The organism is Paenibacillus sp. P2(2022) (genome assembly GCF_029522175.1).
Taxonomy (GTDB): domain Bacteria; phylum Bacillota; class Bacilli; order Paenibacillales; family Paenibacillaceae; genus Paenibacillus; species Paenibacillus polymyxa.
On the sequence record NZ_JAKWFI010000001.1, the window covers coordinates 1,367,346 to 1,388,590 of the forward strand.

Consider the following 21,245-nt stretch of genomic DNA (forward strand, 5'->3'; position numbering starts at 1 on the left):
CCTAACTTACTGAATTACATATGCACTTTACTAATTTGATCTCTTAGCTTGTCCGCAGATTGAATCAACCTTGCACGTTCCTCGTCATTGAGCGGAAGATCCAAAATTTCACGTACTCCATTGTGATCGACGATACTTGGTACACCTAAATAAACATCAGATACACCGTTATAATCTTCCAGCAGGGTGGACACATTAAGTACCGACCCCTCATCTCCAAGAATAGCGGCTACGATACGGTCGAGAGCCAGTCCGATGGCATATGATGTTGCGCCTTTGGCATCTATAATTTCATAGGCAGCATTTTTGGTATTTTCAAAAATTTCATTTTTCGTTTCTTCGCCCAGTTCCAGAGGTGTTCCAGCAACGTTAGCTGTGCTCCATACAGGTAATTCGGAGTCACCATGTTCACCAATAATATGGGCGTGGATGCTTCGTGGGTCGATACCCTTTTGCTTCCCGATCAGATAGCGGAAACGTGCGCTGTCTAGTAATGTACCCGATCCAATAACTCTGCTTGAAGGCCAACCACTGCGTTTCCAAGAGATGTAGGAGAGAATGTCCACCGGGTTGGTTGCGATCAGCAAAATGCCATGGGTATTGACCTTGACTATATTATCAATAATACTTTCAAAAATTTCGGCATTACGTTTAAGCAGATCAATGCGCGTTTCTCCAGGTTTTTGTGAAGCGCCTGCTGTAACAATGATGATATCTGCATCACGACAGTCTTCATAATCACCCGCCCACACTTTTACACCGCCGAGAAAGGGAAGCCCATGATTCATATCGAGCATTTCCCCTTTCGCCTTCTTGACGTTAACATCAATAAAGACAAGTTCTGACATGCGTTGGCGCAGCAGTAGGGTATAGCCAGTTGTTGTACCGACCGCTCCCATGCCGACAATAGCCACTCTACTTCGTTTGTAAGGTTTTAAGCTCATTAAATCCTCATCTCCTTCTCGGGTTGTATACCTTTTCATTTTGGGGTATTTCTTTAAAATTTATGTTTCTAACTCAGTGTACCGTATATATTTACCCACCGTAAAGAATTATGACATTTTTCCTTGACTTCAAAGGCGAGCTCGCTAATAATTAATCGAACGATAGGAACATGCACTAAAGCGTTGCAGCACCGATATTGACGTAAGAAATTATGGAAAGAGGATTAGGAATATGGACTTATTTCGAAAAAAAACAGGACTGCTCTCGCACGAGGAAAGCGGATCTACAGGTCGCTTAAAGAAAACAATGGGGCCTTTTGATCTCACCATGCTAGGAGTAGGATGTATCATCGGGACAGGGATTTTTGTTATTACTGGCAAGGCAGCAGCAGAAAATGCAGGTCCCGGCTTGATGCTTTCTTTTGTTATTGCAGGGATTGCCTGCGTATTGGCAGCCTTGTGCTATGCAGAGCTTTCATCTACAGTTCCCGCGGCTGGGAGCGCTTATGCATATAGTTATATTGTTTTTGGAGAAGTTCTGGCCTGGGTACTAGGTTGGGACTTGATTCTGGAATATGGAGTGGCGGCCGCCTCTGTGAGTAGTGGCTGGTCTGCTTACTTTCAAGGCTTGCTGGCCGGATTTGATATACATCTACCGTTAGCTTTAACCGCAGCCTTCGATTCGACCAAGGGGACCATTATTGATCTGCCAGCGGTGTGCATCATCATGCTCATCACACTGTTGCTTAGTCTCGGAGCCAAGGAAACGGTCCGATTCAATTTCATTATGGTTTGTGTCAAAGTCGGGGTCGTACTGCTATTTATTGGAATTGGAATCTTTTATGTTAAGCCTGCCAACTGGACACCGTTCTTGCCTTATGGATTTTCTGGTGTATTGAGTGCTGCGGCAATCGTATTTTTTGCTTATCTAGGCTTTGATGCTATCTCAACTGCTGCTGAAGAGGTACGCAATCCGCAACGGAACATGCCCATCGGCATTATTTCCTCTTTAGCGATCTGCACGATATTGTATATTGCCGTTTCAGTTGTGTTAACGGGAATGGTACCTTATACGCAGTTGGGCGTTAGTGATCCGGTTGCGTTTGCTCTCCGCTTTATTCATCAGGATTTTGTAGCTGGATTAATTTCAGTTGGTGCGATTGCAGGGATGACGACCGTTTTGCTGGTGCTGTTGTACGGCCAGACACGATTAATTTTTTCTATGTCACGAGATGGTCTTTTACCCGTTTTTCTTTCTAAGATAAATGCCAAAACTCAAACACCGATTCGAAGCACATGGCTGGTGGGTAGCATTATCGCATTGGCAAGTGGTTTGTTCCCGTTACATGCACTGACCAACTTGACGAGTATTGGAACTCTGTTCGCTTTTGCTGTAGTTTCGGTTGGGGTCATCGTTTTGCGGAAGACACGACCAGATTTAAAAAGAGGGTTTACCGTACCATGGGTTCCGTTACTTCCGCTACTGAGTGCTTTGGTTTGCATCGGTCTGATGCTTCAGCTTCATATCAGCACCTGGATCGGATTTATCGTGTGGCTACTGCTTGGATTACTGATTTATTTCTTCTATGGATATCATAAAAGTTTGTTGAATCATAAATCCTAAACAATATTTGAAAAAAGCCGGCATTCTTCAATTTGTGAAGGAGCCGGTTTTTTTTGTCATTACGCGAAAAGTGTCACATAGGGGTGTTTATGGTATAATTCTGATTCAGATAAGCTTTTGGCACGTGATTACCGCATGCCATCGAGGGAGGATTTTGATATGAAACTGCGCTGGCGTGCGCTCTTGGGAGGAGTAATGCTATTGACGGGCATCCTGCTAACTGCCTGTTCTGCTGAACCCCCAAAAACTGTAACTAAACCTCCGATTGAGGAACCAGATGACCAGGGACAAACGATAACTATTAATCCGCCGGTAACCCCAAAGGCTGGCGATCCAAACGCCAAATATGTAGTACAGACACGAATCGCGGATTTTCATTTAATCGATAACAATAAAGGGTTGGTTTGGGGAGTTACCCATAATGAGCTTCGACTTTATGATACCCATGATGGTGGGAAAACATGGAATAATATTTCTCCTTCTGAAAACGTCCAATTTCAAGACAAGCTTGAATATGGCAAGGATATCAGTTTCACAGATTCACGTCACGGTTGGGTCGTCCGCCAAAATCTGGACCAAACAGCAACAGTCATTCTAAGAACGGCAGATGGAGGGCAGAGCTGGGATGTTTCAGCGCTACCTAGCGGAGACCATGTAAGCTCGATTCAATATGTAAATCCAACCACAGGCTGGATCATGGCTTATACTAAACTGAATGAGCAGGATCAACAAAAAATGTTGTATCACACCACGGACGGAGGAGCCACGTGGAATAAAGTTGTGCAAAGTTCTGGTATGACTTCCAACAAATCAGGCTCAGGTTTACCCGATCAAGGCAGTATGGCGGGAATGAGCTTTTCTTCCAACAATCAGGGTTTTGTGGCGATTAACGTGGACAATAGCGTGAAGTTGTATAAAACTTCGAATCAAGGGAAAACGTGGACTCCAGTCGCTAACAGCATGCAAGGGTGCCCTCAGGCTAAGGCAGAAGCTCAGCAGTCTCTTAAAGGTAACAGTTCCTCATACTGGATTCCGGTTTTCTGCTATGGGGATAACGGTACCAAATATAACGGGCTGTTTACGAATAATACAGGAACACAATGGAATGATGTGCCATTGGGTCTGAGTAGCAATAATAATTCTATAACTCCTGGGCGTACCTTTCTAAGCGATAAAGAAGGATGGGTTATAACCGTAAACGGAATGAGCCGTACAATAGATGGAGGCAAGACGTGGACAAGTCTCAAAGGCAACAAGGTGCTGCCTTCGAAGCTAAAAGACTACCCACGATCAGTCAAGCTGCGTTTTGCTTCTTCATCGGTAGGTTGGCTGCTTTTGGAACGACTCGACGACAAGAAATCACTGCTGTTAAAAACAACAGATGGTGGTGCAAACTGGAGAATTTTATAATCACGATAAAGGTGATTGCCCTGGGATGTCTTCCCAGGGCGTTTTATTTTTAAAAAATTTAAATTTTATACGACAACATGTGAAAAAAATCACAAACTAACAAATGAGCCACTGTTATACTAAACCTGTAAACAACGATAGGAGTGATAATCATGAGAGCGAATCAGGATCATATGTTAACCCAATACTACCTTCAATTTTGCTACACTTGTCAGGATGCCTACGGTTGCACGACGGAAGAGGACTGCAAGCAATGCGCAGAGCGTTACGCCGAAGAAGAAGATCATGAAGTTCTGGATGAAACACAACGTTATCTCCAGCTTGTACATGTGTAAATCGATGAGCCATTCTGATATCGCCATATCTTGAGCCTCCCGGATTAATCCGTGGAGGCTCTTGGCGTTCTTGAGGGTTGCTATCAAATTTGGGCAGCAACATACATATACTGTTATAGAAGGCTTGAGGCAGGTCAGGATGCCCAGTGGTTTCCCTGTGGAATGCCTGGCGGAGAGGAGTGCGGTGCATGGGATTTGAGTCATTATGGATGTTCGATTGGCTGGGTACGGTATTGCCCGTATTTTTCGTAGTTGTGTTGGGTATTGTCGTGTTGTCTGCGGGCAGGGAAGTCATGGAATGGAGCCGGAACAAGCGGCAGCCTGTGTTGACGGTGGGTTCCCGCATTACGGCCAGAAGGACACATCTCCAACAGAGGCGCCAAGAGGAACAAGGGAGTCGTACCTATACTTTCTATTATGTAACTTTTGAAGTGGAGAGTGGCGACCGGATGGAGTTCAAGGTATCTGGGGAAGAATATGGTCAATGTGCTGAAGGGGATGAGGGACGGCTTACTTTTCAAGGTACAAGGTATATCGGGTTTCAGCGTCTTAATCGTTATAGCTTGGAGCAGGTTAAAATGTAGGATTCAGTCAAAAACATTCATGCTCATTTACAGCCTTCTGCGAGGAGCCAGGGTAGGGGGCTGTGAATGTTTCTTGTACGGCACATTTTGGTACATATATACTAAAACAGAGTAGTTCAGAGGAGGAATAAGTCGTGTCATTTGAAGGACAAGTTGTTATTGTAACAGGAGCGGCGCATGGCATCGGGAAAGAGGTCGCTTTTGCCTATGCTGCTCAGGGTGCCAAAGTTGTATTTGCTGACTACAATGAGGAAGAGGGCGCCGCAGCCGCTGCAGCAGCCCGGAACGAGGGTCATCAGGCTATTTTTATTCCTTGTGATGTGCGTAAGGAAGCAGATATTGTAGCGCTGATCCGTGCCACGGAAGAAGAATACGGTACAATTCATACGTTGATTAACAATGCAGGCGTATCCAGATGGAAATCTCCATATGAGTTAACCGTAGCAGAATGGGATGACATTCTGAATACAAACGTACGCAGTTGTTTTATTGCAACCAGAGAAGCGGCTAAGGTAATGAAGCGAAACGCAGAAGGGGGCTCAGTGGTTAATATGACCTCTACACGAGCTTTCATGTCAGAGCCGGACACAGAACTACGCAGCATCCAAAGGAGCCATAGCCGCCCTTACACACGCGATGGCCATATCGCTAGGAAAGGATAGGATTCAGGTCAATTGTATTAGTCCAGGATGGATTGAAACCGGGGATTACGAGCAATTGCGTGCGGAAGACCATCAACAGCATCCGGCTGGGCGAGTAGGGACCCCTAAAGACATCGCACGAGCCTGTCTGTATTTAACACAACCCGGCAATGATTTTGTAACAGGCACGAATCTAGTGGTCGATGGTGGCATGACGCGTAAGATGATCTACGAGCCATGATAAAAGCCTAAATGAGTAGTCCCATTCTTGGGGCTATTTTTTTATTTTCTGGACTGTCACCTATTGGGCATTTGTACCATAGGATAGGGTATGTGAAGGAGAAGCAAGGAGGGGACGCGGTGGCTGTAATCAAGACCAACTCAGAGGATGTGAGGACCCTCGCCCGGCTGATGCGGGCTGAGGCTGAAGGTGAAGGCGAGTCGGGAATGCTCATGGTTGGCAATGTCGGTGTGAACCGAATTTTAGCCAATTGCCTAGATTTCCAAGGGATACGCCTCATGAATGACATGGTGTTTCAAAGCCCCGGAGGTTTTGAGGCTACTCAGAAGGGGTATTTTTATCAGAGGGCCCGTGATCGGGACATTCGACTTGCCCAGCGTGTAATCAATGGTGAAAAAATACGTCCAGCATCCAATGCATTATGGTTTTTCAGACCGGCTGGAGACTGCCCGGGTACCTGGTATAACCAGACCAATACCGGACGCTTTAAAGCCCATTGCTTTTTTAGCCCGACTGCACAGGACTGTCCTAATGTATATTAGACACCTTTCAGGATGGCTTGAAGAATTTAAAAATTAAAACCATTTTAGGAGGAATTTAAATGATTTCACAGCAAGCTTACCGTCCCGTATCTTATGCTTCCGGCAATGGATATCCCGAATGGCCAAGAGGAATGGCTCCAGCCGGAACCATGCAACCTATGACTGGCTTTCCACCTCAAGTAAGTAGTGGCAGCCCTATGACACCAACGGGTACGGTAGTGCAGGTTCAGACTCCTCAATACGAGCAATCATACATCGAGAATATTTTACGCTTGAACTTGGGCAAAACGGGAACCTTTTATATGACCTATGAAAATAACCGAGAATGGAATGCTAAAATATTCAAAGGCATTCTGGAAGCAGCAGGTCGGGACCACATTATTATTAGTGATCCGGCGACAGGCAAACGGACTATTCTGCTGATGTTAAACCTGGATTATGCAACTTTTGATGAGCCATTGTTGTACCAATATCCCGGCGTCATCGGGAACCCGGGCGGATCTCCGGTTCGCTGATGCCTTCATATATATGAGTTTACATCCTCTGCCAAACGGCAGGGGATGTATTTTGTTTATATTCTTTCTCAAATATAGTTGCTTTCTTGGTGGTAAGAGGCGAAAATGAGAGCTTTTCGACCTAAATGATAGAGGGATTGATTTTTCTGACATTGCTTGTAGTTTGACTGTATAGAGTATAGTTATATAATTAAATATAAGCTGATGAATGATTTAAACATTTATGCGGAATATGGCTTATGGAAGCTGGAAGGGGTGAATGTGTTGGGAAGTTGACGCTGCTTATGATGTGTTATCGTTCTGTCTATGATGAAAATATCCGAAGGAGGTGCGCCTGTCTGCCGTAATGACGGCTGATGGGGAGCATATTGAGTGACCCTTTACCGAGTATGTTTAACTTAATTATTGTTTTTGCATTAGTATTATTGAATGGATTTTTTGTATCTGCGGAATTTGCCATGGTGAAGGTCAGGGGCAGCCGTATCGAAACCTTGGTGGAGGCGGGCAATAAAAAGGCCGTATACGCCGCCAATATGATACACAATTTGGACGCTTATTTGTCTGCCTGCCAATTGGGTATTACCTTAGCATCGTTGGGACTGGGATGGATCGGAGAGCCGGCCATCGCACATTTGATTGAGCCTATATTTACTGCCGTTGGCTTGGGAGCGGTATACGTACACGGTACTGCCGTGGTGATTGCATTTATTGTCATTACGATTCTGCATATTGTGTTGGGTGAATTGGCACCCAAAACGATAGCTATTCGTAAATCTGAGACTATTACACTGTATTCGGCCATGCTGATGACTTGGTTTTACAAGTTGATGTATCCATTCATATGGGCGTTGAATGGAATGGCGAACAGCCTGTTGCGTTTATTCCGTCTGGAGCCGGTATCCGAATATGATGATTCCGCGCATACGGGGGATGAAATACGCATTCTGATGAAAGAAAGCAATAAGAGCGGACTAATTGATAATACGGAATTGGCGCTTGTTGATAATATATTTGATTTTGCCGACACGACCGCCAGGGAAATCATGATTCCGCGCACGGAGATGATCTGTTTATACAGTAATGAGTCCACAGAAGAAAATCTCGCGATTGCAACGGAAAGCATGAGAACCCGTTATCCAATCTGCGCCGAAGATAAGGACCATATTATCGGCTTTATCCATATTAAAGATCTTCTACGTGCGAACACGCTGGATACCCGTACGATGATTCGCCCGATTCTTGCTGTTCCTGAATCAACGCAAATTAGTGATCTGCTCAAACGCATGCAGCGTAGCAAGACGCAAATTGCAATTTTGATTGATGAATACGGTGGCACATCGGGTATGGTAACATTGGAAGATATTATGGAAGAAATCGTCGGTGAAATTCAGGATGAGTTCGACCAAGAACGTCCGAGTTGTGAGCAGATTAATGACGAGGAATTTTCCATTGACGGTATGTTATTAATTGATGAAGTGAACGATCGTTTCGGGCTAGATCTTGATCATGAGGATTATGATACAGTAGGGGGCTGGCTCTACTCACATGTAGAGGTTATCCCTCCACAGCCAGGTCAGTCTGTAGTGTTTGAAGGATGTATGTTCATTGTAGAAGAAGTTGAAAACAAGCGGATTTCACGTATTCGGCTAATCAAACAGCCTATCATCGTGGAGGAAGCAGGAGTCTCATAATGGAATAAATATGGAAAGCGACCTTTAATGATGTGGGGTCGCTTTTTAATTTGTCTTCTTTACATAAAGGATGTGAATTGATATGATATCTGTGTTATTGTCAACCTAATATATAATTATTAAGTTGACAATAAAGCGGATTTCCTTACGGTAAAAATCTCATCTGCTTACATAACCATCTAAATGAGGGAGGATGAAGTATGAATTTATTCAATAAGGCTGTAAATTGGGACTCATTAGCTGAAAAAGCAATACATTTCAGCAATCTGACGCTGGAAGAAGGCACGGCGGTACTGGAAGCGGACGATGTGGAAATATTACCGATTATGCAAGCTGCATTTCAGGTAAGGCATCATTTTTACGGAAAAAAAGTAAAGCTCAATATGATCATGAACGCCAAAAGTGGTCTGTGCCCGGAGGATTGTGGTTATTGCTCACAATCCATCGTTTCTACGGCACCTGTCAGCAAGTATAGTATGCTGGATAAGGAATCATTGTTGGCTGGGGCAAGGGAAGCCCTAGCACGAAATGCGGGGACATATTGCATTGTAGCTTCCGGCAAAGGTCCGACAGATCGGGAACTGGATCAGGTGATTGATGCTGTACAAGAAATTAATCGTACCATGCCGCTCAAAATTTGCGCTTGCTTGGGAATTCTCAAGGGAGATCAAGCACAGCGATTGGCAGATGCTGGGGTACACCGTTACAATCATAATTTAAATACAAGCAAAGCCAACTATCCCTCGATTACGACCACACATACATATGACCAACGCATCGAAACTGTGAAAATGGCTCAATCACACGGAATGTCTCCATGCTCTGGCGTTATTATCGGTATGGGGGAGACGAATGAGGAAATCGTTCAAATGGCTTATGCCTTACGAGAGTTGGATGCCGACTCTATTCCGATTAATTTCCTGAATCCAATCCCCGGAACCCCTTTGGGAGAAGCACAGCGGATCTCGCCGATCCAAGCTTTAAAGGTGTTGGCACTGTTTCGGTTCATCTGTCCATCCAAAGAAATACGCGTCGCAGGCGGAAGGGAATTGAATTTACGCTCATTACAACCGCTAGCCCTTTATGCAGCAAATTCGATTTTTGTAGGAGATTATTTAACGACAGCAGGCCAAGAAGTTACCGCTGATCATCAAATGATAGAAGATTTTGGCTTTGAAATTGAGATGTGTGCCCTTTCAGCCGTATAATAGAGATTGTACAAACATGGAAGGGAGAGTTGAATGATGAGCGAAAAAGTATTTATTAGTCCAGGTAAATATGTGCAAGGGAAAAATGTGATTGATAAAACAGGTGAATATGTTAAGCCTTTAGGCCATACGGCTTTGGTTATTGCGGACAAGCTGGTTTGGGAGATTGCAGCCGATCGAGTGGTCAAAAGTCTGGAGCAGGCTGATATCACTGCTATAAAGGTTGAGTTTCAAGGAGAAGCATCCAAAAATGAAGTAAACCGTATTGCTGATGAGGGACGAAGCGGCCAGGTCGATATTGTCATTGGTGTAGGTGGCGGTAAAACACTGGATACCGCCAAAGCCGTTAATGAGCTACTCGGTTCCTCGGTGGTGATTGTTCCAACAACCGCCTCTACAGATGCCCCTACCAGTGCTCTATCTGTTTTGTACACGGATGAGGGTGCATTTGATACGTATACCTTTTTCAGTAAAAACCCGAGCTTAATCCTGGTTGACACGAAGGTCATATCCCAGGCACCGCCTTTGTTCCTCTCCTCAGGTATTGCGGATGCCATGGCAACGTGGATTGAAGCCCGTGCAGTCATTGAAGCTCGTGCTACAACTATGGCTGGCGGCTTGCCAACCTTGGCGGCAGAAGCCATTGCGTCCAAGTGCGAGGAGGTTCTTTTCGATTACGGACTGCAAGCTTATGAATCTGTGAAGCGCAAAGTCGTTACACCAGCGCTTGAAGCGGTGGTGGAAGCCAATACATTGCTAAGCGGTTTGGGCTTTGAAAGTGGCGGCTTGGCAGGTGCACATGCCATTCACAATGGTTTTACCGTACTCGAAGGAGACATTCATCACCTGACGCATGGCCAAAAAGTAGCTTTTGGCACCTTAGTACAGCTTGCCTTGGAAAAAAGACCTTTAACTGAGGTGGAGCGGTATATTGATTTTTACCTAAAACTCGATCTGCCGGTTACGCTGGAAGACATTAAGCTGCAAGATGCTTCCCGAGAGGATTTGTACCGAGTAGCTCAGGCTGCTACCAAAGAAGGCGAAACCGCTCACAATTTACCATTTGCTGTTACAGCGGATGATGTGCTTGATGCGATTTTAGCGGCTGATCAGTATTCAGTTGCCTACAAGACTAAAATTGGACATAGAAACTAATCACATACGAAATAAGTAGATTCAAAGGTCGCTGATAAGCGGCCTTTTTCCATTATTTAACTTGCGGCTTATGGTATGATTTTCATGGTACATAATTAGAAAATTACCTAAAATTTGAGAGGGGTTTAGCGATGGCCAAATGGAATGTAGAAGACCAAGGTATTCAATATAGTATTGAGTACAAGCGTGGCTTTACCGGAGGAAAAATTATTGTGAATGGTAGCGAGCAGAAGGTGAAAAGCCAGAACGCATTTTTGAACTTGATTGATTTTCCAATTCGATTGAAGGAGAAAGCTGTGAATGTTGTGGTCATTGGCAACAAAGCAGATTTAGCTGTGGACGGTATATATCTTGGGTCCAATCAACCTTATGTTCCAGTAAGTAAGGCTCCGGGCTGGAGCTGGGCTTTTGTCGTGGTCAGCTTAGTTATAGGGTGGCTATTTGCAGGTATCTTTGGTCTGTGTTTGGGGATATTAGGCAGCATGTTTTATGTGAAATCATCTTTATCCTTACATCAAACCATTAATCGAAGAGTTGTAAGCTGCTTTATTGTCTTTTTCATCATCAGCATAGTACAAATCGTATTTGGACTTGCAGCGAATTATTGGATTAATACACTGTAAATGTATGTAACATAACTTAAAGATGAAGCAAGAAGGCTCTCTCGCATCAAGCGGTGAGAGCCTTTTTTACCGTGTTAAATCGCCCAATTTCCTTTACGGAAGATCGGTTCCTCAGTACCGTCTTCGGTAACGCCGTTGATGTCCATTTCACCTGAACCAATCATAAAATCGACGTGAGTCAGACTGGAGTTCAGACCGTTGGCAGCCAACTCCTCTTGAGTCATATCCTTACCGCCTTTAAGATTGAATGCATAAGCATTACCGATAGCCAGATGGTTAGAGGCATTTTCATCAAACAATGTATTGTAGAATAAAATGTTTTTATCAGAGATCGGTGACTTATGAGGCACGAGCGCAACCTCGCCCAGGTAGTGTGAACCTTCGTCCATTTCTACGAGATGCTGGAGAGTCTCCAGACCAGTCTCGGCCTGTACATCGACAATACGTCCATTTTCAAAGGTCAGTGAGAAGTTGTCGATGATATTGCCACTGTAGCTGAGTGGCTTGGTGCTGCTGACTTTACCGTTTACTCCCGTTTTAAGTGGAGCAGTAAATACCTCTTCAGTAGGCATGTTGGCTACAAAAGTATGTCCCTGTTGGTTGACGCTTTCGGCTGCTACCCATAGATGGTCTTTTGCCAGTTCGATAGTGAGGTCTGTACCTGGCGCCAGATAATGCAGCTTTTTATAGCGTTTGGAATTTAAAATATCAGCTTTGCTGGAGAGGGTTTTCAAATGCTCATTCCACGCCTCCACAGGGTTGTCCAGATCCACACGTACAGTGCTGAAAATGGCTTCCCACAGTTTATCCATTTGCTCGGAAGCTGGCAGATCAGGGAATACTTTGGCTGCCCATTCTGCTGAAGGATAAGCAATCAGAGACCAGCTGAACTTGTCAGCCATTTGGTATTCACGGTATTGACGTAACTCATGTGATCGCACACGCTGGGCAGCGGTAATTCTGCTGGACGGAATCCCTTGAAGCAAATCAGGATTCTCGGCAATGACATGGAGCACTGCAGCGCCATTTTCGACTTCTTCTGTCATTTCGGCTGCGTACCATTTGGGGGCAATATTAAAAGTTTCATCAGGAGCTAGTTCATACTGTAATCGGGTAACCGTCTCATCACTCCATTTTACTTTTACCAGCTTAGCTCCGACAGTATACGCTGATTTAACGATAAGTCGTACGAGTTCGGCGGACAAGATTGGCGCATGAACGATAAGTGTCTGCCCAGGTTGGACATTGGCGCCCACTCGAACGGCTAATTCCGCATATTTCTGCAATTTTTGTTGAAAATCTGACATGTAACTTTCCTCCATTTCACGAAAAAGCCTCAAATAAGAATAGGGTAATTCGCACAGTTTTTTTGCAAATTCCACACATAGCTTATATATTGTACAATGTAACGAAAAGGTTCACAAATCAGTTTTGGTACTTTTTAGTGAAAATGAAAGGGCGGATAAATAAATGACGGAGCAAAATTCTTCTCAGGAATTGAAAGAAGTACATATTCAGCAGGCGCAAATGACTAGAGATGAGAACGGTGCATATTTAGGCCAAGTGGTATTTGGAGTAGACGGACAGAGTTCTATATATGAAATCACCTTCCACAGTAAAAAGGGAAAGGAGTGGGATTATAGTCTCCATTTTGCAGGAGAGCCACGCTTGGAGGAAGAGATGCTACAGATGGATAGCTGGATTGAAGAGAACGATGATCTTTTCGACTATTTGCTGGATGCGGCATGGAGTAAATTACCCGAGTAATGTAAACATGGTCTATTTTCGTGACAAGCGGATTATATTTAGCAGTGTCCGCATAATCTGCTGACATGGGGGAAGCCTAAAGGTCGAGTATAACAGGAAATTCCATGTGAATAGGAGGGTGAAGCTTTGGCAAATCATCTGTTCACCGAAGGAATGACGGCAAATGAAGAGGCTGCTCCCGATCTCCTGAGCTTACGGACGCTGTTTGTAAATGTGTGTTTTATCGGAGAGCCGGGAAGCCGATCCTGGGTGCTGGTGGATACGGGGATGGCAGGATTCACAGACTCGATTATACGCCTAGCTGAGGAACGGTTTACGGGTCCTCCGGTTGCTATTGTGCTTACTCACGGTCATTTTGACCATGTAGGTTCGGTTATTGAGTTGGTTCAGCATTGGGGTACACCTGTTTATGCACACCCTTTGGAATTACCTTATTTAACGGGAATGAAAGATTATCAAAAACCTGACCCTAGTGTGGGGGGAGGCTTGATGTCGGGAATTTCCTTCTTGTACCCCAATGATGCTATAGATCTCGATGATCGCATCACCTCCTTGCCCCAAGATGGCAGTGTCCCCGGCGCCCCTGGTTGGAAGTGGCTGCATACGCCAGGACATACGCCTGGTCATGTATCGCTTTTTCATGAGCGGAGACGCTTAATGGTAGCTGGTGACGCTTTTATCACGGTAAAGCAGGAATCGGCCTTGGCTGTGCTTTTACAGGAAAAAGAAATCCACGGACCGCCTGCGTATTTTACAACAGATTGGCAAGCTGCACAGCGGTCAGTGAAGATGTTAGCAGGCTTAAAGCCTGCAATTGCAGTTACAGGGCATGGACATTTCATGCAAGGTACCGAGCTGACTGATCAGTTGGAACAGCTAGCTGGAAATTTTGAACACATGGCAGTACCCAAACAGGGACGTTATGTGTAATATGTGTGAAGGACGATGCCTTGCGGGGCATCGTTTTTTTGCGTGGACGTGGAATTTTTTTGCTGGACATGGTATAGTCAAGCCAAAAGCTAAACGCTTTCATTAAACATCGTCATTTCATCAAGGAGGATTTTTGATGACACAACAGCATACTGCAATTGGTGATCTTTATTATGGAATACCGGCGATTCGTCTTAAATTTGGACGATATGAAGCGGTTGCCCTGCCAGGAAACGGCGCAAATCTGATTTCTTTTCGTGACAATGAGACGGGATATTCTTTTTTACGTGAGCCGGATGCTGAGAGCATAGAGGCTTTTAAGCAAAGCCCATCCGTTTATGGAATTCCTTTCTTGTTCCCTCCGAATCGATATGAGGATGGAAAATTCCTGTGGAATGGTGTTACATATGAGCTGCCAATTAATGAAGAGGCTACCCATAACCATTTGCACGGCTTTTTACACACCGTTCGGTGGGAGGTTGAGGATTACGGTTCCGGGGAGCAAGGTAGTTATGTGGTAATGAATCAGCATGTAAGGGAAGGGCATCCTATGTTCCGTTATCTACCCTTCACCTTTACGATGAAGCTGACGTACAGCCTTGACGAATTTGGCCTGCATCAGCGTTATGTGATCCATAACGAGGGGGATCAGCCGATTCCCAACTTGTTTGCCTTTCACACAGCCATTCGGGTACCGTTTGTACCTGATAGCTCGCCTGAGGATTACAAGATTAAGGTTACGATCGGTGAGCGGCGTGAGCTGACAGATCGGTTGTTGGCCACTGGACAGTTCCAACCTTTATCCCCGGAAGAGGAACTGATGAAGACAACAGGAGTTAGCCCTTATTTTGCCTCTATGGATAATCATTATACGGCGGCTCCGCAAAATGGACGTAACTACATGGAACTCACACACAGTAAGACAGGTGCTACCCTTGTATACGATGTAGGCACTGCTTATAAGCACTGGATGATTTGGAACAACAAAGCGAACCAGGAATTCATCTGTCCTGAACCGCAAATGAACATGATCAATGCACCGAATCGACCAGACTTGCCTGCGGAAGACATCGGGTTAATTGCACTGGCTCCGGGACATATTTTTGAAACAACCAGCCGTCTGTATTGTGTTACTCCGAATAAAACGAAATCTTAATATGTTCTTTATCCAAATAAGCTTGCATCGTGGTGAACGGTGCAGGCTTTTTCGATTGCTAAGGCTGCAGTTACAAGACCACTAAGAAAGATTATAAAAAAGGTTGCAGAAAAGCAATGTGTCATAGTATGATACGAAACAGGAGATGATCAGATGAATCATGGAATGATGCCTTTTCAAGCTGTTAAACGCAAGCAAATTGCAGATGAAGTGGCTGAGCAGTTGCAACGAAAAATTGCTGCTGGTGAATGGAATGTAGGCACTAAGATTCCAACCGAGCCCGAGCTTATGAAGCTATTTGGAGTCGGGCGATCTACAGTTCGGGAGGCGGTTAGCGTACTGGTGCATGCCGGTCTATTAGAGAAAAAGCAAGGACACGGGACCTTTGTCTGCCAACCGACGACTTCTCAAGAACCATTGGATTACCGACTAAGCCGTGCTGAAATTATTGAAGTTTATGAAGTGCGGAGCGTGCTGGAACTGGAGATTGCCAGATTAGCTGCATTACGTCGTAATGACGAAGATTTACGCTTGATGCGAGAGGCACTGGACCGTCGAGCTGCGACATTGGCCGCTGGAGATATGAATGGGTACTTGGATGCGGATATCACTTTTCACTTGGCTGTTGCAGCAGCTACAGGCAATAAGGTGCTTACGGACGTATACCGCAGCTTTGTAGAGGCTATTCGCAAGGCGCTGAGAAATCTGATTACCGATCCGGTGATGCCAAATCATTTTACACTTCAGCATGAAAAAATTTATGAAGCGATCTTGGATCAGGATGGTAAGGCTGCAGAGTTATATAGTATTCAGCATTTGGACGGCACCAAGCTGGAGCTGCAAAAGCATATGGGAAGTTCCTAATTTTTTTAACCCTAAACATCAGATGATCGGATGAATAAAACGATGTATAAACCTTCTACTTTGAGCATCTCCTAAAATCAAACCAAAGGTGGTATCTGTATGCGCAAAATATGGGTGTTGGACACAACGTTAAGAGATGGAGAACAATCACCAGGAGTTAGCTTAACCAGCACAGAAAAGGTGGAAATCGCTCTTCAGCTTCAAAAATTAGGCGTAGATCGGATTGAGACCGGCTTTCCGGCAACCTCACCTGGTGAGATCATCAGCATGCAGGAGATTGCCAAACAGGTCACCCAAGCAACACTGGTTGGTTTTGCACGCTCGAAAGAGCAGGATATAGATGCGGTCAGAGAAGCTCTACGGGGAGCGGAGGACGCTTGTCTTCACTTGTTCCTGGCTACCTCACCTATTCATCGCCAGCATAAGCTACGAATGGATAAAGCGAAGGTATTAGAGACCGCTGCTGCTGCCATTCGTTATGGACGTAAGTATTTCAGCAAGGTAGAATTTTCGGCAGAGGATGCCAGTCGTACCGAGTTGGACTTTATTTGTGAAGTTGTAGATATGGCAATTCGCGCTGGAGCGACCGTCGTCAATTTACCGGATACCGTAGGTTATGCCTCGCCAGATCAGTTTGGAGAAATGTTTAGAATCGTAAAACAACAAGTACCAGGTATTGAAAAAATACAGCTTAGCACACACTGTCATGATGATCTTGGGATGGCAACAGCTAATACGCTGGCAGCTATCCGTAACGGTGTAGATCAATTTGAAGGTACCATTAATGGTATTGGCGAGCGAGCCGGAAATACACCTATCGAGGAGGTCGCACTGGCCCTTGACACGAGAACCGATCTCTATGGTGCACAAACGAGTCTGGTTTTGGAGGAGCTGTATGCTACCAGTCGATTGGTAAGCAAGCGTACTGGAATGTCGGTACCGGGGAACAAGGCCATTGTTGGGGCCAACGCATTTGCACATGAGTCCGGTATACACCAGGACGGGATGCTGAAGGAGCGTACAACATATGAGATCGTGTCCCCTGAGCGCATTGGTTTGAAGACCAGTAAACTTGTATTAGGCAAGCATTCGGGAAGTCATGCGTTTAAGGAAAAACTGGCGGACATGGGGTTTGATGTTTTGACAGAGGAACAACTTCAGGCTGCATTTCGCAAATTCAAAGCCTTGGCAGATAAGAAAAAACAGGTGTTGGATGAGGATTTACTTGTCCTGATGGATGAAAGCCGCAATGCCTCACCTCAAATTTACACACTAAATTCTATTCAGGTGTCCTATGGTAATCAGTCGGTTCCAGTCGCCTCTATACGGTTGAATAAACAAGATGGCACATCAATTGATGAAGTTGCGATGGGTAATGGTTCTGTAGATGCGATTTTTCATGCGATTGACAAGGCTAGTGGTGAAGTGGTGGAGTTGGAGGATTACTCCATCCAGTCTGTAACGTATGGCAAAGATGCGTTGGGGGAAGTTCACGCTATTTTGAGGCAAGGTGAGTACACAGCACTGGGAAGAGGTACTAGTACAGATATTTTGGAAGCTAGCGCTAAAGCTTATATCGACGCACTAAATAAGCTACTGGGCAGAAAAGAAGTGCATGCCAAAAGCAACATCACGATTAGCTGAGGCTGGTAATCAAGCTCATAGCTGAATTTTTTCTTCTATCTCCTCTAACCTTATCGTAAAAAAGCGCTTGCAAAATATATGATAACATTTGAAATTTAATGTATAATAGGCAAAGAAGATCACCATATTTTGTCTGAATTACATAGGCCAAGAGGAGGAAATGAGTTGAACTACCGCATTGAAAAGGATACGTTGGGCGAAATCAAAGTACCGGCAGATCGTTTGTGGGGAGCGCAGACACAGCGCAGTAAGGAAAATTTCCCGATTGGCTCGGAGAAAATGCCATTAGAGGTCATTCAGGCGTTCGCGGTACTCAAAAAAAGTGCGGCGATCAGCAATTATAAGTTGGGTAAGCTATCTCAGGAAAAACAGGATGCTATTATTTATGCAGCGGATGAAATTCTAGCTGGACGAGTTGATGACCATTTCCCATTGGTTGTATGGCAGACAGGGAGCGGTACGCAGTCTAATATGAATGTCAATGAAGTGATTGCTCATCTAGGCAGCGAATGGTTACAAGAACAGGGAAAAGATGCGAAGCTGCATCCGAATGACGATGTGAATATGTCGCAAAGCTCAAATGATACGTTTCCTACAGCGCTTCATGTAGCGGGTGTCATTGCGGTCGAGGACCGTTTGTTGCCTGCCATTGACAAGCTGAAAGAGACTTTTCAACAGAAGTCAGAACAGTTCAAGGATATTATCAAAATTGGTCGAACCCATTTGCAGGATGCGACACCGCTTACACTGGGTCAGGAAATTAGCGGCTGGTATGCCATGCTGGACAAAAGCAAGCGAATGATCGTCGACATGGTTCAATATATGAAGGAGCTGGCGATTGGCGGAACAGCAGTGGGCACAGGAATTAATGCTCATCCAGAGTTTGGCTCCCGAACCTCTGCGGAAATTTCCGGCTTCACTGGCAAAACGTTCACTTCTGCACCTAATAAATTTCATGCGCTGACCAGTCACGATGAAGTGGTGGCTGTACATGGAGCAATCAAAGCGCTAGCTGCGGATTTGATGAAAATCGCCAATGATGTTCGCTGGCTGGCTAGTGGTCCGCGAAGCGGCTTGGGGGAAATCACGATTCCTGCTAACGAGCCGGGTAGCTCCATTATGCCAGGTAAGGTAAATCCCACCCAGAGTGAAGCACTGACGATGGTCGTTACGCAAGTCATGGGTAATGATGCAGCTATCGGATTTGCAGCAAGTCAAGGTAATTTTGAACTGAATGTGTTTAAGCCAGTAATCATATACAACTTTTTGCAATCAGTTCATCTACTGGCCGATTCCATCATTGCTTTTAATGACAACTGTGCCGTTGGCATCGAGCCCGATCTCGCCAAGATTGAGCACAATTTGAATAATTCACTAATGTTGGTGACAGCATTGAATCCACATATTGGATATGAAAATGCTGCTAAAATCGCCAAACTTGCACATGCAGAAGGGCTGTCTCTAAAGGAAGCGGCACTCCGCAGTGGACTGCTGACGGAAGAGCAGTTTGACCAATATGTTGTACCAGCACATATGATTCAGCCCAAAGCCTAAGCACGACGAACGGGTACAGCTTGAGAAATTTAAAAAAAATGTACAAACCAGCTTGTGGAGTGCGGAATTTAGCACAGACCATGAGCTGGATTTTTTGATTTTCTCATATATTTTTTTACTTATGATTAGTATTCTGTGTGATTTGAGGGTATATAGTTAGAAGGCGAAAAAATGAACATTTATTTTCAAGATAGGAGAAGCCGTATGGAACAGACAACCGTGATTAATTTGATTGTGCTTTTGCTGTCCGGCTTGCTGCTGGTCGGTGTGCTGACTACCAAATTTTCCAGCCGTTTCGGTATGCCTGCGCTCGTTTTGTTTATTGCTGTAGGCATGGTGCTCAGTCAGTTTATTTATTTTGATAATGCCTTTATCACACAGCTGGTGGGCATTCTCGCGCTCATTGTAATCTTGTTTGAAGGCGGGATGCAGACAAAGTTTACAGATGTTAAGCCAGTAATTCGACCTGCGTTGTCATTATCAACGTTAGGGGTCATCATCACGACTGTAGTCATTGGCGTGTGCGCCAAGTTTATTTTAGGCGTAAGCTGGATGGAATCCATGCTGTTTGGCGCTATTGTCGGATCGACAGATGCGGCAGCTGTGTTTTCCGTTTTAGGAGGTAAAAACATCAAAAAGCGAATTACCTCGACGCTTGAAGCGGAATCCGGCAGTAATGACCCGATGGCTGTATTTCTCACAGTAACATTGATTGAGCTGATACATCACCCTGAGCAATCCATTTGGATACATATCTTGTTGTTTTTATGGGAAATGGGTTTTGGTCTAGCCGTTGGTTTTGTACTCGGACGCTTAGGTGTATATGCGATTAATAAAATGAATTTTGATTCATCCGGTTTGTATCCTGTAATGGCATTGGCATTTGCAGTCTTGACGTATGCGGCGGCATCATTACTGGAGGCGAGCGGATTGCTGGCGGTATATGTCATGGCCATTGTATTGGGAAATTCCGACTTGACCTACAAGCGATCCATTATCCATTTTAACAATGGCTTCGCCTGGATGGTGCAAATTATGATGTTTGTCTTGCTCGGCCTATTGGTCTTTCCCGATCAATTGCTGGGCATTGCGTGGCAAAGTTTGGCGCTCTCCTTCATCCTCATGCTGGTGGCTCGTCCAATAGGTGTGTTCCTAAGCTTGCTTTTTTCCAGGTACTCTGTTCGCGAGAAGACACTGTTATCCTGGGCAGGACTGCGGGGAGCGGTACCCATTGTACTAGCAACTTATCCATTACTGGACGAAATGGATGTAGGACCTTTGTTTTTTAATGTCGTATTTTTCGTTGTGCTCACCTCTGCGATTATTCAAGGTACCACGATCTCGTGGCTAGCGGTGAAGCTTGGCTTGATGGACCCTAACGAGACATCGTCGCCTTCACTGTTGGAATTAGTTTCTTTGGGAAAAACCACTTCGGAAATCAACCACATTCAGGTACAAAAGGGGATGTCGATAGCCGGCAAGGCGATTCAGGATATACAGCTGCCTGAAGACATCTTATTCACAGCCATTATTCGGAACGAGCAAATTATTGCCCCGAGAGGTACAACTGTGATTGAACCGGGCGATACTTTGTATGTGCTTAGTCCCAAACTTAAGCGCCAGCAGATGAAAGAGCTGTTCATGCTACTCGAACCGGAGGCTGCTCCGTAAATAGGATATCCCCCTATTTACAGCCCTTCACATTTATGTGAAGGGCTTTTTGCTGTATTCTTTTTAAGAGTGGATGAATCTGTTAAAAAATTGACACTATCATTCTACAAAATTAGTTTATGATATTGTCGTTAGATGTCGCAGCC

The 21,245-nt window shown here is 44.9% G+C and carries 19 protein-coding genes and 1 pseudogene; 18 read left to right on the forward strand and 2 right to left on the reverse strand.

Annotated features, from left to right (window positions below):
• Nucleotides 1-14: 14 nt before the first annotated feature.
• A complete protein-coding gene (locus MMB75_RS06215; RefSeq protein WP_016820768.1) occupies nucleotides 15-944 on the reverse strand; it encodes an L-lactate dehydrogenase in 930 nt (309 codons plus the stop codon).
• 232 nt (nucleotides 945-1,176) lie between these two features.
• On the opposite strand from MMB75_RS06215, the gene bcaP reads away from it, so the two are divergent.
• The 11 genes and pseudogenes from bcaP (at nucleotide 1,177) to MMB75_RS06270 (ending at nucleotide 11,513) form a co-directional block, all read left to right on the forward strand.
• Complete coding sequence (bcaP, locus tag MMB75_RS06220) at nucleotides 1,177-2,568, forward strand: branched-chain amino acid transporter BcaP (protein ID WP_277507222.1); 1,392 nt, start codon at nucleotides 1,177-1,179, stop codon at nucleotides 2,566-2,568.
• 159 nt (nucleotides 2,569-2,727) lie between these two features.
• Complete coding sequence (locus MMB75_RS06225; protein WP_016820770.1) at nucleotides 2,728-3,978, forward strand: YCF48-related protein; 1,251 nt, start codon at nucleotides 2,728-2,730, stop codon at nucleotides 3,976-3,978.
• Nucleotides 3,979-4,130: 152 nt separating this feature from the next.
• Nucleotides 4,131-4,313, forward strand: coding sequence for a hypothetical protein (locus tag MMB75_RS06230; RefSeq protein ID WP_013371387.1), 183 nt, complete (start codon nucleotides 4,131-4,133; stop codon nucleotides 4,311-4,313).
• A 188-nt stretch (nucleotides 4,314-4,501) separates the two neighbouring features.
• Nucleotides 4,502-4,897 carry a DUF2500 domain-containing protein gene (locus tag MMB75_RS06235; protein ID WP_016820772.1) on the forward strand — a complete coding sequence of 132 codons (396 nt, stop codon included), beginning with the start codon at nucleotides 4,502-4,504 and terminating at the stop codon, nucleotides 4,895-4,897.
• Between the two features lie 134 nt (nucleotides 4,898-5,031).
• Nucleotides 5,032-5,779, forward strand: a pseudogene (locus tag MMB75_RS06240) (SDR family NAD(P)-dependent oxidoreductase).
• Nucleotides 5,780-5,898: 119 nt separating this feature from the next.
• Nucleotides 5,899-6,321 carry a cell wall hydrolase gene (locus MMB75_RS06245; protein ID WP_016820774.1) on the forward strand — a complete coding sequence of 141 codons (423 nt, stop codon included), beginning with the start codon at nucleotides 5,899-5,901 and terminating at the stop codon, nucleotides 6,319-6,321.
• A 59-nt stretch (nucleotides 6,322-6,380) separates the two neighbouring features.
• A complete protein-coding gene (gene gerQ, locus MMB75_RS06250) occupies nucleotides 6,381-6,836 on the forward strand; it encodes a spore coat protein GerQ (RefSeq protein WP_017427029.1) in 456 nt (151 codons plus the stop codon).
• Nucleotides 6,837-7,225: 389 nt separating this feature from the next.
• Complete coding sequence (locus MMB75_RS06255; RefSeq protein WP_172494064.1) at nucleotides 7,226-8,527, forward strand: hemolysin family protein; 1,302 nt, start codon at nucleotides 7,226-7,228, stop codon at nucleotides 8,525-8,527.
• 200 nt (nucleotides 8,528-8,727) lie between these two features.
• On the forward strand, nucleotides 8,728-9,735 hold the full coding sequence (bioB, locus tag MMB75_RS06260; protein ID WP_016820777.1) for a biotin synthase BioB: 1,008 nt from the start codon (nucleotides 8,728-8,730) through the stop codon (nucleotides 9,733-9,735).
• Nucleotides 9,736-9,771: 36 nt separating this feature from the next.
• On the forward strand, nucleotides 9,772-10,890 hold the full coding sequence (locus tag MMB75_RS06265) for a glycerol dehydrogenase (protein WP_044786032.1): 1,119 nt from the start codon (nucleotides 9,772-9,774) through the stop codon (nucleotides 10,888-10,890).
• A 131-nt stretch (nucleotides 10,891-11,021) separates the two neighbouring features.
• Nucleotides 11,022-11,513, forward strand: coding sequence for a hypothetical protein (locus tag MMB75_RS06270; RefSeq protein ID WP_016820779.1), 492 nt, complete (start codon nucleotides 11,022-11,024; stop codon nucleotides 11,511-11,513).
• A gap of 74 nt (nucleotides 11,514-11,587) precedes the next feature.
• On the opposite strand, the gene MMB75_RS06275 is transcribed toward MMB75_RS06270, so the two are convergent.
• On the reverse strand, nucleotides 11,588-12,820 hold the full coding sequence (locus MMB75_RS06275; protein ID WP_016820780.1) for an aminopeptidase: 1,233 nt from the start codon (nucleotides 12,818-12,820) through the stop codon (nucleotides 11,588-11,590).
• 163 nt (nucleotides 12,821-12,983) lie between these two features.
• Between MMB75_RS06275 and MMB75_RS06280 the strand changes: the two genes are divergently transcribed.
• The 7 genes from MMB75_RS06280 (at nucleotide 12,984) to MMB75_RS06310 (ending at nucleotide 21,099) form a co-directional block, all read left to right on the forward strand.
• Nucleotides 12,984-13,280, forward strand: a complete 297-nt coding sequence (locus MMB75_RS06280; RefSeq protein ID WP_013371376.1) for a hypothetical protein — start codon at nucleotides 12,984-12,986, stop codon at nucleotides 13,278-13,280.
• A 126-nt stretch (nucleotides 13,281-13,406) separates the two neighbouring features.
• Entirely contained in the window at nucleotides 13,407-14,210 is an 804-nt protein-coding gene (locus tag MMB75_RS06285; RefSeq protein ID WP_016820781.1) for an MBL fold metallo-hydrolase, read from the forward strand.
• Between the two features lie 136 nt (nucleotides 14,211-14,346).
• A complete protein-coding gene (locus MMB75_RS06290; RefSeq protein WP_016820782.1) occupies nucleotides 14,347-15,366 on the forward strand; it encodes an aldose 1-epimerase in 1,020 nt (339 codons plus the stop codon).
• A gap of 153 nt (nucleotides 15,367-15,519) precedes the next feature.
• A complete protein-coding gene (locus MMB75_RS06295) occupies nucleotides 15,520-16,230 on the forward strand; it encodes a FadR/GntR family transcriptional regulator (RefSeq protein ID WP_019687367.1) in 711 nt (236 codons plus the stop codon).
• A gap of 99 nt (nucleotides 16,231-16,329) precedes the next feature.
• The gene (locus MMB75_RS06300; RefSeq protein ID WP_044786031.1) at nucleotides 16,330-17,874 is read left to right on the forward strand and encodes a 2-isopropylmalate synthase; all 1,545 of its coding nucleotides are present in this window, start codon (nucleotides 16,330-16,332) and stop codon (nucleotides 17,872-17,874) included.
• 165 nt (nucleotides 17,875-18,039) lie between these two features.
• Complete coding sequence (gene fumC, locus MMB75_RS06305; RefSeq protein WP_016820785.1) at nucleotides 18,040-19,428, forward strand: class II fumarate hydratase; 1,389 nt, start codon at nucleotides 18,040-18,042, stop codon at nucleotides 19,426-19,428.
• A 204-nt stretch (nucleotides 19,429-19,632) separates the two neighbouring features.
• Nucleotides 19,633-21,099 (forward strand): potassium/proton antiporter, encoded by a 1,467-nt coding sequence (locus tag MMB75_RS06310; protein WP_016820786.1) that lies wholly within the window; start codon nucleotides 19,633-19,635, stop codon nucleotides 21,097-21,099.
• Nucleotides 21,100-21,245 lie beyond the last annotated feature (146 nt).